Raw genomic sequence first — 12202 nt, 5'->3', positions numbered from 1 at the left:
AACCATGGCCGAACACGATCATAGCGCTATCAAGGAACATATGGCCGTCATCGGCGCCGACGGCGTCCATGTCGGTACCGTTGATCATGTCGATGGCGAACGCATCAAGCTGACCAAGGCCGACAGCCCCCAGGCCGAAGATGGCGAAGGCGCCGGGCACCATTATCTGCCCGCCGGCCTCGTCGCCGCGGTCGAAGGCGATACGGTGCGCCTGTCGGCGACCGCCGCCAATGCGGCCGATTTGTTCGAAGAGGCGGATTGACCGACACCCCGATAACAGATGGCCGGGACGCAATCGGGCGCCCGGCACCGAAACTGGCCCGCCCAGCTGCCTCCGGGCGGGCCATTTCATGTGCGCATCAGGCCGAAAGCTTGCGCGCGCATTCGATGCAGAGCGCCGCCTCGGGCTTGGCGGCGAGCCGTTCCTCGCCGATATCCTTGCCGCAGCTGGTGCAGATGCCGTAGCTCCCTTCGTCGATACGGGCGATCGCCGCCGTCACCGCCGCGACTTGGCGCGCCAGCAGCGCATCCTCGCTCGCCAGCGCATCGTCATCCTCGCGCTCGATCGCTGCATCTTCGGCGTCGGCGCTGATCGGCGCGGTAAGGTCGGCGGCGACCCGCGCCCCGCGCGCTCTGAGGTCGGCGAGGCGCAGGATCAGCCCGGTGCGCACCGAGGCGAAGCTGTCACCGCCGCGGCTCATGTCGTCTGCTCCGCCGCGATGATCGCGGCGATCTCGTCGAGCAGCGCCAGCCGCTGCCGCTTCAGTTCCTCGGCATGTTCGTCGGACACCGGCTCGACTTCGCTCTCGGCGCGGTGGATGGCGCGGTTGACGACATGGTAGTGCTCCGCCAGCGCCGCAAAATGTGCGTCGCTTTCCTTGAGCCGGTGGATTGCCGCGGCATCGTCGGGAAATGCGTCGGCCAGTTCGTGGGGGGTATGCGACATGGGGCCTTCCTCCTGCTTCGATAATCCGCCGATCTTACCCCCAATGCGCCGGCGTGCATTGCGCTGAGTCAAAAACGGAGCCGGGGCACATCGCCCGGCTCCGTTCCGGTCGCCGTCCCGCGACCCACGGGACGGCGATCATCGATTGTGGCCCCGAAAGGCCGACAGCGTTTCAGCGCGCTTCTGCGGCACCCGCCGCGCGGACCGACAGATCGGCCTTGGGCAGCTTCGTCACCAGCGGCCCGGTCACGCTGTCGGCCTGGCTGTAGAGCGCCGAAAGCGGGACATTGTAGAGCTTGCCGCCGTCGACGACGATCGCATTGTCGCCGTCGATACCCTGCACCGTGCCGATGCTCGCGCCCTTGGCGTCGGTCACCTGTGCACCGGCGCGCACCTGTTCGCGCGTTGCGAGCGTCAGCTTCGCCGAATCGACCGCATCGTTCGCGGCGCCATCGACGCTGGCGACCGTCTGGCCGACGCGGTCGGTCACGCCGCCGACGGTGGTCGCGGGATCGAGTGCGGCGCCCGCGTTGACATTGGCCGCGCCGCCAAGGCCGACCTGCGCGACGGCGGGAACGGCGACGATCGCGGCACTAGCGGCGAGCGTCATAACGGTCTTGCGCATCGGGTTTCTCCTTATTGTCCGATCAAGGCCGCCCGGAGGGGGGAAGGGGAGATGGACGGCCTTGCCGACGACAAACCGGCGCGCCGGGCGTTCGTTGCCGCACGGGCGGCGGATCGACCGGCGCGCGCGACGGAGCGATCAGGCGGGGGTGGGCCGCCGCGCGATCAGCTTGTTGAGCGTCGCGATCCGCCGCCGAGCCGCGCTCCAGTCGCGTTCGGGATGCGCCGCGATCTGGCGGAGGAGAGTGCCGAGTTCCTTGCGACGGTCGCCTTCGGTCACGGGTTGCATGGGCTTTCTCCTTTCAGGCGCGCAGCATAGCATGGCGGCGGCCCGCCTGCGCACCGCTCACCCCGCGGGCGGGGCGGACCGGCTGGCGGCGCGCGGTCCCGGATTCGGAAGAACGACGGATCAGTCGGCCGCGGTCGGGGGATAGGGGGCAGCCGCGCCGTGGTCGTAGCTCAGGCTTTCCGACAGGCGGAAGCGGCCTTCGGCGGGCATCCATTGCCAGACGTGCATGTAGCGCGCGCCGCCGACCATGTCCCAGCGCGCGTCCTTGGCATTCCATTCGAAGAAGACATGCGCCGCCTCTTCGAGTGCGCCCCAGTCGCCGAGCGCGCGGATGACGCGCGATCCGGGGACGAGCAGGCGGCGGTTGCGATAGCCCGCCTGCGCACCGCCGGGCGCGCGTGCGGCGCAATTTTTCTCCATCCCCGCGACGAAATCGGCGCGGTCGGCGATAGCCAGCCCGTCCTTGTCGTGGAGCATCCGGTAATCCGGGGTGAGCAGATCGGGCAGCGCGGCGGGATCGCAGCCTTCGAACACCGCCCAGAACAGCCGCGCATCGTTTGCCGCAATCGCCGCGTCGAGCGCGGCGCCGGTCGGCATCGGCGCGGACTGCGCAGCGACGGCGGGCGGGGGTGCAGGTGGGGCCTGCGGCGCGGGCGCCAGTGCGGCGGCGAGGAGAAGGGCGAGGGACATGGGTCGAAGCTCCTTGCTGTGTTGTTTGTATAATACGGCTGGACTCGGCGGGGCGCAAGCGGCGTGTACGCGATCCCCCCTGCCGCGCAGCGATGGAGAATCGCAGACGGCGCGCAGCGCCAGCGGCTGCTCCGTCAGCCCTTGCGGGCTGCCACCTCCCCATGGCTTCGCCAAAGGGAGGATCGGGTGGGACTGTTGCTGTGTGCCCCGGCCTTCGCCTGGGATCACGGGGCCGGGGGCGTGGAAACGGGAAGCGGCGGGGTTGCGCTGGCGGGGCTGGCGTCGGGGCGCAGCTGTCCCTATTTGTGCGGTTGATGAGCAATGGGGACAGAAGGATCGTCGTGATCGCGCGGCTGAAGCCCAAACCGCTGCTGGCGGGGGCGATCGTTTGCGCGCTGATATTGGCGGCGCTGGCGCTGGGGCAGGCGGAGCCGGTGCGCGGCGACGGCATGGGCGCGATGCTGCGGAACCTGGTCTTCGGCGATGCGGTGGCGACGACGGCGATGATCGCCGCGGCGATCGGCCTGTCGACCTGTTTCCGCCTGTGGCGCCAGCGCGACGCCTGGATCTTTCACGACGGTATGCGCCTCTATCGCGGCAACAGCCTGTCGTGGCCTCTGGCGACAATCCGCGATGTGGTTGTTGAACGCAGTGACATCGGCATCGCCTCGCTGCGGCTGGTCGTAGACGACGACAGCGAGACAACGCGCGAGCTGGTGAAGCTGCCGCTGCTCGAAGGCTCCCCCGAAGCGGTGCGCGGTGGCGTGCTGTTCGCGGCGGCGGGGGTGAAAGCGGTGCCGAGCGGGGTCACGGTGAATTGAGGGTGGCCGGGGGCGGGCCTTTCGGATTTCACACGAAGACGCTAAGCGGTCTGGCTTCCTCCCCATCGTCATTCCGGACTTGATCCGGCATCCATGGGCCATTGCGTCGGCTATAATGTCATGTCTGCCGCAATAACCGTCGCAGGTTTCGGATCAAACCGAAAACCCGCCCTTGTTCCGCCGGTTCGACCCCGCCGCCAGCACCTTCTTGCCCGTCGGGGTCAGCGTCCATTTCGCGCCCTGTTGCGCCACCAGACCCAGCTCGACGAGTTCGTCGCGGACGGGGTCGGTGGGGAGTTGGGGGCGGCGGTTCGACAGACCCTCCAGGCAGGCGCGTTGCGGCTGGCTGAGGATCAGCAATTTCAGTTTTTTCTTGTCGGTCATTTGCGACTTCTCTTTTCGATCATCGTTTCGGGCCGTGTGGCCCACCCCGCTTCGTCAAGCCGGCAAGCTTCGCTGCTCTTCCCCCCGGCCTGCGCCGGGGCAGGCTCTGAAGGAGAGGGGTTCGTTGGTTACTCCGCGGCGATGCCGGCCTGTTTGAACATGTCGTCGCCGCCATCGTCACTGCTCGCGGCAGCCGGGTCGTCGTTCGCCTTGGCCTTCTTGCGGCTGTCGAAGCTGGTCCACACGGTGTTCCAGTCGCCGCGCGTCGCGGCCTTCGAATATTCGGTGGCGCGCGTTTCGAAGAAATTGGCATGCTCGACGCCGTTCAGCAGCGGGGCGAGCCAGGGCAGCGGGTGTTCGTCGATCATGTAGATCGGCTGGAAACCGAGCTGTCCCAGGCGCCAGTCGGCGATGTAGCGGATGTAGCGCTTGATCTCTTTGGGCGTCATGCCGGGAACCGGGCCCTGTTCGAAGGCAAGGTCGATGAACGCATCCTCGAGCCGCACGGTCTTCTGGCAGCAATCGATGATGTCTTCCTTCACCGTCTTGGTCAGGCAGTCGCGTTCCTTGACGAAGGCGTGGAACAGGCGCGTGATGCCTTCGCAGTGCAGGCTTTCGTCGCGCACCGACCAGCTGACGATCTGGCCCATGCCCTTCATCTTGTTGAAGCGCGGGAAGTTCATCAGCATCGCGAAGCTGGCGAACAGCTGCAGCCCCTCGGTAAAGCCGCCGAACATCGCGAGCGTGCGCGCAATATCCTCGTCGCTGTCGACGCCGAAGGTGCCGAGATAGTCGTGCTTGGCGCGCATCTCGTCATATTCGAGGAACATGCCATATTCGCTTTCGGGCATGCCGATCGTGTCGAGCAGGTGCGAATAAGCGGCGATGTGAACGGTTTCCATGTTGCTGAACGCGGTCAGCATCATCTTGACCTCGGTCGGCTTGAACACGCGGCCGTACTTGTCGTGGTAGCAATCCTGCACCTCGACATCGGCCTGGGTGAAGAAGCGGAAGATCTGGGTGAGCAGATTGCGTTCATGGTCGCTGATCTTCTGCGCCCAGTCGCGGCAATCCTCGCCCAGCGGCACTTCCTCGGGCATCCAGTGGATCTGCTGCTGGCGCTTCCAGAAATCATAGGCCCAGGGATATTCGAAGGGCTTGTAGGTTTTGCGGGCTTCGAGCAATGGCATCGGCGTTTCCTCGGATCAGAATGGCGTGTGATTATTGGTCAAGACGACGTGACTCGGTGACGGGCAAACCCGCCTCGGTCGGAACATAGATCAGGCTGGCCTTGGTCCCTTCGAGCGCCTGAATTTGAAGGTAGCGCAGATACCCCTCGGGGCCACCAAGGCTGTTCTGCAGGATAGCGTTAGCCTGAGCGGCGCCCTTGGCACGAATAACCTCAGCATCGGCGAGCGAGATGGCGCTTTCCTTTTTTGCGCGAGCTTCAAGTATTGCGACTTGGCGCGAGGATTGCGCCTCGGCTAGCGCCGCCTCGCCCGCCAGGCGTTGCGAATAGACGCGATACTGTGGATAGCCGATCAGGAAGACGAGCAGTAGAATGATCGCTGCTCCGACCGCCGCGAGGGTACAACCCGCATTCTTGTTCATGGGGTTAGATCCTTATTGGCAGGCCAGACACTCGTCATAATCGGTGCTCTCGGCCGAAAGCTCGAACTTCGCCGCCTCGGGCGTGTTGTCGGCCTCGACCCCGCCCGCGAAGCCAGCGCGCTGGACCGATTTCGAGCGGAGATAATAGAGCGATTTGATGCCGAGTTCCCACGCGCGGTAGTGGAGCATGAGCAGATCCCATTTCTCGACGTCCGCCGGGATGAACAGGTTCAGCGACGCCGCCTGGTCGATATAGGGCGTGCGGTCGGCGGCGAGTTCGAGCAGCCAGCGCTGGTCGATCTCGAAGCTCGTCTTGAACACATCCTTTTCGTCCTGCGTCAGGAAGTCGAGGTGCTGGACGCTGCCGCCGCGCTCGAGGATCGAGTTCCAGATATTGTCGCTGTTCTTCGCCTTGTCGACGAGCAGGGCTTCGAGGTGCGGGTTGCGGATCGAGAAGCTGCCCGAGAGCGTCTTATGCGTGTAGATGTTCGCCGGGATCGGCTCGATACACGCGCTGGTGCCGCCGCAGATGATGCTGATCGACGCGGTCGGCGCGATCGCCATCTTGCACGAAAAACGCTCCATCACGCCCTGGTCGGCGGCGTCGGGGCAGGGGCCGCGCTCGTTGGCGAGCAGCATCGACGCCTGATCGACCTGCGCGCGGATATGCTTGAAGATACGCAGGTTCGACGACTTCGCCATCGCCCCCTCGAACGGCAGGCCGCGCGCCTGGAGGAAGCTGTGGAAGCCCATGACGCCGAGGCCGACCGAGCGTTCGCGGCTGGCGCTATATTTGGCGCGCGCCATTTCGGGCGGCGCGCGGTCGATATAGTCTTGGAGGACATTGTCGAGCATGCGCATGACATCTTCGATGAAGCGCTTGTCGCCGTTCCACTCGTCCCAGGTTTCGAGGTTGAGCGACGAGAGGCAGCAGACCGCGGTGCGATCGTTGCCGAGATGGTCGCGGCCCGTCGGCAGCGTGATTTCCGAGCAGAGGTTCGAGGTCGACACCTTGAGCCCGAGATCGCGATGATGCTTGGGCATCATGCGGTTCACCTGGTCGATGAAGATGATGTAGGGCTCGCCCGTCGCGAGGCGCGTCTCGACGAGCTTCTGGAACAGGCTGCGCGCGTCGACGGTGCCGCGGACGCTCTGGTCCTTGGGCGAGCGGAGGTTGAATTCCTTGCCGTCGCGCACCGCTTCCATGAATTCGTCGGTGATGAGGACGCCGTGGTGGAGGTTCAGCGCCTTGCGGTTGAAGTCGCCCGACGGCTTGCGGACCTCGAGGAACTCCTCGATCTCGGGGTGCGAGATGTCGAGATAGCAGGCGGCCGAGCCGCGGCGAAGGCTGCCCTGCGAGATGGCGAGGGTGAGCGAGTCCATCACGCGGACGAAGGGGATGATACCGCTGGTCTTGCCGTTGAGGCCCACGGGTTCACCGATGCCGCGCACCGCGCCCCAATAGGTGCCGATGCCGCCGCCGCGCGACGCGAGCCAGACATTCTCGTTCCAAGTGCCGACGATCCCTTCGAGGCTGTCGTCGACCGAATTGAGGTAGCAGCTGATCGGCAGGCCGCGGCCGGTGCCGCCGTTCGAAAGAACGGGGGTCGCGGGCATGAACCACAGCTTCGAGATATAGTCGTAGAGGCGCTGCGCATGCTCGGCATCATCGGCATAGGCCGAGGCGACGCGGGCAAAGAGATCCTGATAGGATTCGCCGGGGAGCAGATAACGGTCCTGCAAGGTTTCCTTGCCGAAATCGGTCAGCAGCGAATCGCGCGACGAATCAGTGACGACCTCGAATCGGCGCGCATGCACCTTGGGCTCCGACGAATCGTTGAGCTTTGCGGCGGGTGCCGCAGCCTTTGATTCGGCACCCGATTCGGGCGCTGCCGGAGCGTCATTCTTTGTCAGTTCCACCGTCGCCACGTCGCTTGTCTCCACCCGTTCGGTCTCGCGAAAATCCATGTTTCAATGCCCCGTTTTCCGACCGCGCAGCGGCGCAGTCTGTTCCCGTCTTGTTCGACTCAGGGCGAAGCCCCAGCCTAGCACCATTCGACCGCCGGGTGGCACTTATTTTCGGACGCAAAAAGCTGCTTCCCGCCCCCATATGGGATGGAGCGCGGAAATCCGCCACTTTCGGCCGCATACTAATTCTTGGGGTGCCCCCGTGGTCTACCCACCATCTATAGTGCCACGTCGGCGCGACGATGCAAGAGAGTAAATGACAGATTAGGGACTCGGTTCGTCGCTGATTTGATTCAACTCGTCGATGGAAAAGCACGCCTCAGGGGGTGATCGCCAGCGTTTCCGCGGGGTTCGGCCATATGTGGCGAAAGAGCATCGCTGCCGCAAAAAACACGGAACGCCGGCACAAGATGTTGGGGTACGTCTGAAGGAGGGTCTGGCTCCAAAAGAAAAGGCCCCGGCGATGCCGAGGCCCAATCTTTAAATTCCTAGTGCGGGTCAGGCCTGCGCACCACCGTTGCCGGTGCCGCCGCCGCCCAGGAAACGCCAAAACCAACCCATGTCAGATCTCCTGTCGGTACTGCCCACGAAGAACAGTTAACGGAGCATATACCTTAATCGACATGGTAAATCGAGTCTTAACTATAAATTCCCTGCCAATCTGGCACCTTAGGCGCGGCGGCTGTCGGAGGGGGGGGAGAGGCTGGCGAGGAGGTCGCCAATTAGCTGTGGTTTGCCAAGCAGATAGCCCTGGCCGATATCGCAGCCAAGCTGATCGAGAAGCGCCATCGTTTGCGCATCTTCGATGCCTTCGGCGACCGCGGTGGCGCCCAGGCGGTGGGCGAGATCGATGGTCGATTTAACCACTTCGAGGTTGCGCTGCGAATCGCGCATGGTCATCACGAATCGCTTGTCGATCTTGATTTCGTCTGCCTCGATTTCGGTCAGATATTCGAGGTTTGACTGCCCCGTGCCATAGTCGTCGATCGACAGGCGCATGCCGGCGCGGCGGATTTGCGCCAGCGTCTGGCGGGCCTGGAGGCTGTTTTCGATCTGTGCGGTTTCGGTGATTTCGATGGTCAGCCGTTCGGGCGGCAGATGATGCGCGCTGAGCATGACGCGGATCGTCGAGACGAGATCCTTGTGATCGAGCAGGGTCGCCGACAGATTAACCGACATGTGAATTTCAGTGCCGAGTTTCTGCAACTGCGCCGCCGAACGGATCGCCTGGTCCATGACGAACAGGGTCAGGCGATAGATGTCCTGGCTCTTTTCGGCCTGAACGATGAATTCGTCGGGCGAGATCGGCCCGCGCGTCGGATGCGTCCAGCGCACGAGCGCCTCGACGCCGACGAGCTGCCGCGTCGCGATCCGGTATTGCGGCTGGAAGGCGACCCAGATGTCGCCCGCGTTGAGTGCATCCTCGAGCTGCGAGTGGAAGCTGAGCTGCCAGCCGGCATCGTCCTTTTGCTGCGGCGTATATTTGGTCCACAGCACGCGGCTGCGGATCGATTTTTCGGCGGCGACCAGCGCGGCGGCGAGCCGCTGCGCGTTCGAGCCTTCGAACTCGTCATTGACCCCGAACGCCATCGACACGTCGACCTTCAACTCGTCGATGGTCAGCGGCGCGTTGAACAGCGCCGCGAGTCCCATGAGCTGCGTTTCGATCTGGCTGTGCTGATAATAGGGGACAAGCCATGCGAAGGTGCCGTCGAGATCGTGATAGAGGGTGGTGTCCTGCGACGCGAGCTGAAGCCGGCGGGTGACCTGCTCGACGAGCTTGCTCAGCCCTTCGCCCGGGATGAAGGCCGCAAGGTCTTCGAAATTGACGACTTTGGCCGCAATGACGGTCGCACTGCCATAGGATGCCTGTGTCCGCAGCGCCTCGAAATTGGGCAAGCCCGAAACGGGATTTTCATGCTGCGCCGATTTGCGGCGGCTGGCGCGGGCGACGTTGGTGCTGATCGTGGCAATCAGGAACAGGCTGGAGCCGATCGACACGGTAACGAGCATCGGCATGAGCGCGACTTTGACGACGATCAGGCCGAGTCCGGTGGCAACGGCGATCCAGTTGAAATGGCGGGTTCGCCGGAACGCAAGCGCACCGATCAACGCGGCGGCGGTCAGCGCGAGCGCGGGTATCCAGCCGATATCAATCGGCTGGCCGCGCTTCAGCGTTTCGCCGCCGATCAGATGGATGAAGGCGCCGGGTATCTTGTCGTGGCCAGGGAGGTAATGGGTATCCTGATACGCGGTTGCGGTTGCTGCGAAGATGACGTCCTTGCCCGCCAGCTCGCGGGCGCCAACTTGTCCGGAAATGACGTCGATTGCGCTATATGTCCTGATTGTGTCAGTGTTGTACGACAGATCGAGGGCATAGGTGCCGACCCCGGGATTGCGAACATTCGCGAGCAGCGAGGAAAAGGTCGGAATGTCACGACCGTTGACGTTCAGCGCCGTCGGCAAGCGCCAGACTTGCCAGAATTCGTATTCCCAGCCGATGCAGGCGAGTTGTGCCGCCGTCCCGAACGCGGGGCTTGGAAAGCGGGTGAGCTGTGAGTCGCCGAGATCGGCCGACTTGGCTTCGACCGCGAGTACCGCTCGCGAGCCCATTCGGCGGATCGCGGCGGTCATTGTCGGAAAATCGCGATCCGCGCCGCGGCGATCGAAAAGGAAATCGACGAAAAGCCGCTTCGCACCGGCACGATTGACCCCATCGACGACCCGCGCATGTTGGGCCATCGAAAAATCGTTCTTTCCCATGCGCTCAAGCGTCTTGTCGTCAAGCGCGACGATGACGATGTCCCCCGACACCGGGCGCCAGGCAACGCGGCCTACCGCGCTTTCGATAATGCGATCGATCGGTTCGGCGATCGACGACAGGCCCGCGGCCACGCTGAGCAACAGCGCCAGCGCGATCGTTCGCCAACTGATGAAAAGGCTCTTGACCTTAACTGGCACGCACGGGTCTCCAAAATGACCCGTTGGCATTAACTGAACCTGGTTAGCATCGCGTTAATCATGCCGGGAAACCGCGCCGCCCGATCGCGGTAAGCGGCGCGGCTTTTCCGGCGTCATCCAAGGCGCGGCAGCGGCCCCAGCGCGGCGTCGCCGGCAAGCGCCGAGGGCGCGAGGCCGGTTGCCGCGGGGACGATCTGTTGCAGATAAAAGCGCGTCGAGGCGATTTTCGCTTCGAGGAAGGCGGTATCGCTATCGCCCGCGTCGAGCGCGGCGCGCGCGCCCTGCTGCTCGACGGCCATCAGCCAGCCGCAGGTCGCGGTCGCGAGCATGGTGAGATAGGGGTAGCTGCCCGCGAGCCGGTCGGGCGCGTTCGCCTGTTCGAGCCAGTCGGTGACCGCGGTGCATGCCGCGGCAAGGTCGGCGAGTTCGGGATGGCCGGCGGCGCCGTGCGTGATGTCGGCGAGCAGGCTGCGCACGCCTTCGCCGCCCGCCATCCCGAGCTTGCGCCCGACGAGGTCGGCGGCCTGGATGCCGTTGGTGCCTTCATAGATCGGCGCGATGCGCGCGTCGCGATAATGCTGCGCGGCGCCGGTTTCCTCGATGAAGCCCATGCCGCCATGCACCTGCACGCCGAGGCTGGCGACCTCGCAGCCGATGTCGGTTGCGTGCGCCTTTGCCAGCGGAATGAGGACTTCGGCGCGCAGCGCGGCGGCTTCGTCGCCGAGTTTGCCGAAATCGGTCTGTGCCGACGCATAATAGATGAGCGCGCGCGCCGCCTCGGTCTGGGCGCGCATCCGCCACAGCATGCGCTTGACGTCGGGGTGGTGCTCGATCGTGACTGGGGTGCGGTCGGCGCTGCCTGCGAGCGATGACTGGACGCGCTCGGCGGCGTAGCGCTGCGCCTGCTGCGTCGCGCGCTCGGCGATCTGGACGCCCTGGCAGCCGACCATCAGGCGCGCGTTGTTCATCATCACGAACATCGCCTTCATACCGCCCATCTCGTCGCCGACGATCTCGCCCAGGCAATCCTCACCTTCGCCATAGACCATCACCGCTGTGGGCGAGCCGTGGATGCCGAGCTTGTGCTCGATCGAGGCGCAATGGACGCCGTTCGAGATGGTAGGATTGCCGGCGTCGTCGAGGCGGTATTTGGGCACGAGGAAGAGCGAGATGCCGCGCGTTCCTTCGGGCGCACCGGGTGTGCGGGCGAGAACGAGGTGGACGATATTGTCGGTGAGGTCATGCTCGCCGAAGGTGATGAAGATTTTCTGGCCCTTGATCTTGTAGAGGCCCGCATTGGGGCCTTCGGTAACCTTTTCCGCGGTCGAGCGCAGCGCGCCGACGTCGCTGCCCGCGGCAGGCTCGGTCAGGTTCATCGTCCCGTTCCATTCGCCGGTGACGAGCTTAGGCAGCCAGGTCTGGCGCTGCTCCTCGGTACCATAGGCAATCAGCGCGTGGATCGCGCCGGGGGTCAGGATGTTGCAAAGGGTGAAGCCCATGTCGGCGCTGCCCAGCGCTTCGATGATCACCGTCGCGAGGGTGAAGGGCAGATCCTGTCCGCCATAGGCGGCGGGGCCGTCGATGCTGCCCCAGCCGGCCTCGACGAACTGCTTATAGGCTTCCTTGAAGCCCGGGGGCATCGTGACCTTGCCGTCCTGCCATATCGGGTTCTGGACGTCGCCGACGCGGTTGAGCGGCGCATAGACCTCGGCCGCGAAGTCGCCGATGCCGGTGACGATCGCCTCGACCATGTCGGGAGTCGCCGCGGCAAAGCGGTCGTGCTGCGCCATCGCATCGATGCGCGCGATATGCTGGAGGACAAAGAGCTGTTCGGTGGTCGGCGCCGTATAGGTCATGGGGTTTCCCGCTTTTGGGGGTGATTCCGTTGCGCCCGGCGCTATAGCGCGG

The 12202-nt window shown here is 64.6% G+C and carries 13 protein-coding genes; 2 read left to right on the top strand and 11 right to left on the bottom strand.

Translation table 11 applies throughout. The features are described from left to right. The first annotated feature begins 4 nt into the window (after nucleotides 1-4). The gene (locus ACT17R_RS04725; protein WP_062900741.1) at nucleotides 5-262 is read left to right on the top strand and encodes a DUF2171 domain-containing protein; all 258 of its coding nucleotides are present in this window, start codon (nucleotides 5-7) and stop codon (nucleotides 260-262) included. Between the two features lie 97 nt (nucleotides 263-359). On the opposite strand, the gene ACT17R_RS04720 is transcribed toward ACT17R_RS04725, so the two are convergent. From ACT17R_RS04720 to ACT17R_RS04700, 5 genes are all read right to left on the bottom strand, one after another. Further along, complete coding sequence (locus tag ACT17R_RS04720) at nucleotides 360-701, bottom strand: TraR/DksA family transcriptional regulator (RefSeq protein WP_263587717.1); 342 nt, start codon at nucleotides 699-701, stop codon at nucleotides 360-362. Beyond that, complete coding sequence (locus ACT17R_RS04715) at nucleotides 698-946, bottom strand: YdcH family protein (RefSeq protein WP_062900739.1); 249 nt, start codon at nucleotides 944-946, stop codon at nucleotides 698-700. Before ACT17R_RS04715 ends, ACT17R_RS04720 begins: the two co-directional genes overlap by 4 nt. 172 nt (nucleotides 947-1118) lie before the next feature. After that, a complete protein-coding gene (locus ACT17R_RS04710; RefSeq protein ID WP_062900738.1) occupies nucleotides 1119-1571 on the bottom strand; it encodes a hypothetical protein in 453 nt (150 codons plus the stop codon). Nucleotides 1572-1709: 138 nt separating this feature from the next. Further along, the gene (locus ACT17R_RS04705; protein WP_162928312.1) at nucleotides 1710-1859 is read right to left on the bottom strand and encodes a hypothetical protein; all 150 of its coding nucleotides are present in this window, start codon (nucleotides 1857-1859) and stop codon (nucleotides 1710-1712) included. Nucleotides 1860-1979: 120 nt separating this feature from the next. Further along, nucleotides 1980-2549 (bottom strand): DUF4440 domain-containing protein, encoded by a 570-nt coding sequence (locus tag ACT17R_RS04700; RefSeq protein WP_062900737.1) that lies wholly within the window; start codon nucleotides 2547-2549, stop codon nucleotides 1980-1982. Nucleotides 2550-2863: 314 nt separating this feature from the next. Here ACT17R_RS04700 and ACT17R_RS04695 point away from each other — a divergent pair, with 314 nt between their 5' ends. Then, on the top strand, nucleotides 2864-3370 hold the full coding sequence (locus ACT17R_RS04695; protein ID WP_234178538.1) for a hypothetical protein: 507 nt from the start codon (nucleotides 2864-2866) through the stop codon (nucleotides 3368-3370). 153 nt (nucleotides 3371-3523) lie between these two features. Here ACT17R_RS04695 and ACT17R_RS04690 read toward each other — a convergent pair whose 3' ends face one another. From ACT17R_RS04690 to ACT17R_RS04665, 6 genes are all read right to left on the bottom strand, one after another. After that, nucleotides 3524-3754, bottom strand: a complete 231-nt coding sequence (locus ACT17R_RS04690; RefSeq protein WP_003038743.1) for a hypothetical protein — start codon at nucleotides 3752-3754, stop codon at nucleotides 3524-3526. Between the two features lie 128 nt (nucleotides 3755-3882). After that, complete coding sequence (locus tag ACT17R_RS04685) at nucleotides 3883-4944, bottom strand: ribonucleotide-diphosphate reductase subunit beta (protein ID WP_062900734.1); 1062 nt, start codon at nucleotides 4942-4944, stop codon at nucleotides 3883-3885. A 31-nt stretch (nucleotides 4945-4975) separates the two neighbouring features. Then, nucleotides 4976-5365 carry a hypothetical protein gene (locus ACT17R_RS04680; RefSeq protein ID WP_062900733.1) on the bottom strand — a complete coding sequence of 130 codons (390 nt, stop codon included), beginning with the start codon at nucleotides 5363-5365 and terminating at the stop codon, nucleotides 4976-4978. A gap of 12 nt (nucleotides 5366-5377) precedes the next feature. Next, a complete protein-coding gene (locus tag ACT17R_RS04675) occupies nucleotides 5378-7333 on the bottom strand; it encodes a ribonucleoside-diphosphate reductase subunit alpha (protein ID WP_062900732.1) in 1956 nt (651 codons plus the stop codon). Nucleotides 7334-8002: 669 nt separating this feature from the next. Then, nucleotides 8003-10294: an EAL domain-containing protein gene (locus tag ACT17R_RS04670; protein WP_263587714.1), complete on the bottom strand. Its 2292-nt coding sequence runs from the start codon at nucleotides 10292-10294 to the stop codon at nucleotides 8003-8005. Nucleotides 10295-10407: 113 nt separating this feature from the next. After that, nucleotides 10408-12150 (bottom strand): acyl-CoA dehydrogenase, encoded by a 1743-nt coding sequence (locus tag ACT17R_RS04665; RefSeq protein WP_444809060.1) that lies wholly within the window; start codon nucleotides 12148-12150, stop codon nucleotides 10408-10410. Between the last annotated feature and the right edge of the window lie 52 nt (nucleotides 12151-12202).

The organism is Sphingopyxis sp. Q841, from assembly GCF_052384365.1.
Classification (GTDB): Bacteria; Pseudomonadota; Alphaproteobacteria; order Sphingomonadales; family Sphingomonadaceae; genus Sphingopyxis; species Sphingopyxis terrae_A.
Note: the sequence above shows the minus strand (reverse complement) of the source record. Positions and strands in the feature narration are given on the sequence as shown.

Excerpts from the sequence above, each read along its gene's own strand:
- ACT17R_RS04685 (WP_062900734.1), bottom strand. The coding sequence starts at position 4,944 with ATGCCATTGCTCGAAGCCCGCAAAACCTACAAGCCCTTCGAATATCCC.
- ACT17R_RS04695 (WP_234178538.1), top strand. The coding sequence starts at position 2,864 with ATGAGCAATGGGGACAGAAGGATCGTCGTGATCGCGCGGCTGAAGCCC.
- ACT17R_RS04725 (WP_062900741.1), top strand. The coding sequence starts at position 5 with ATGGCCGAACACGATCATAGCGCTATCAAGGAACATATGGCCGTCATC.
- ACT17R_RS04680 (WP_062900733.1), bottom strand. The coding sequence starts at position 5,365 with ATGAACAAGAATGCGGGTTGTACCCTCGCGGCGGTCGGAGCAGCGATC.
- ACT17R_RS04720 (WP_263587717.1), bottom strand. The coding sequence starts at position 701 with ATGAGCCGCGGCGGTGACAGCTTCGCCTCGGTGCGCACCGGGCTGATC.
- ACT17R_RS04675 (WP_062900732.1), bottom strand. The coding sequence starts at position 7,333 with ATGGATTTTCGCGAGACCGAACGGGTGGAGACAAGCGACGTGGCGACG.
- ACT17R_RS04665 (WP_444809060.1), bottom strand. The coding sequence starts at position 12,150 with ATGACCTATACGGCGCCGACCACCGAACAGCTCTTTGTCCTCCAGCAT.
- ACT17R_RS04710 (WP_062900738.1), bottom strand. The coding sequence starts at position 1,571 with ATGCGCAAGACCGTTATGACGCTCGCCGCTAGTGCCGCGATCGTCGCC.
- ACT17R_RS04715 (WP_062900739.1), bottom strand. The coding sequence starts at position 946 with ATGTCGCATACCCCCCACGAACTGGCCGACGCATTTCCCGACGATGCC.
- ACT17R_RS04705 (WP_162928312.1), bottom strand. The coding sequence starts at position 1,859 with ATGCAACCCGTGACCGAAGGCGACCGTCGCAAGGAACTCGGCACTCTC.
- ACT17R_RS04700 (WP_062900737.1), bottom strand. The coding sequence starts at position 2,549 with ATGTCCCTCGCCCTTCTCCTCGCCGCCGCACTGGCGCCCGCGCCGCAG.
- ACT17R_RS04690 (WP_003038743.1), bottom strand. The coding sequence starts at position 3,754 with ATGACCGACAAGAAAAAACTGAAATTGCTGATCCTCAGCCAGCCGCAA.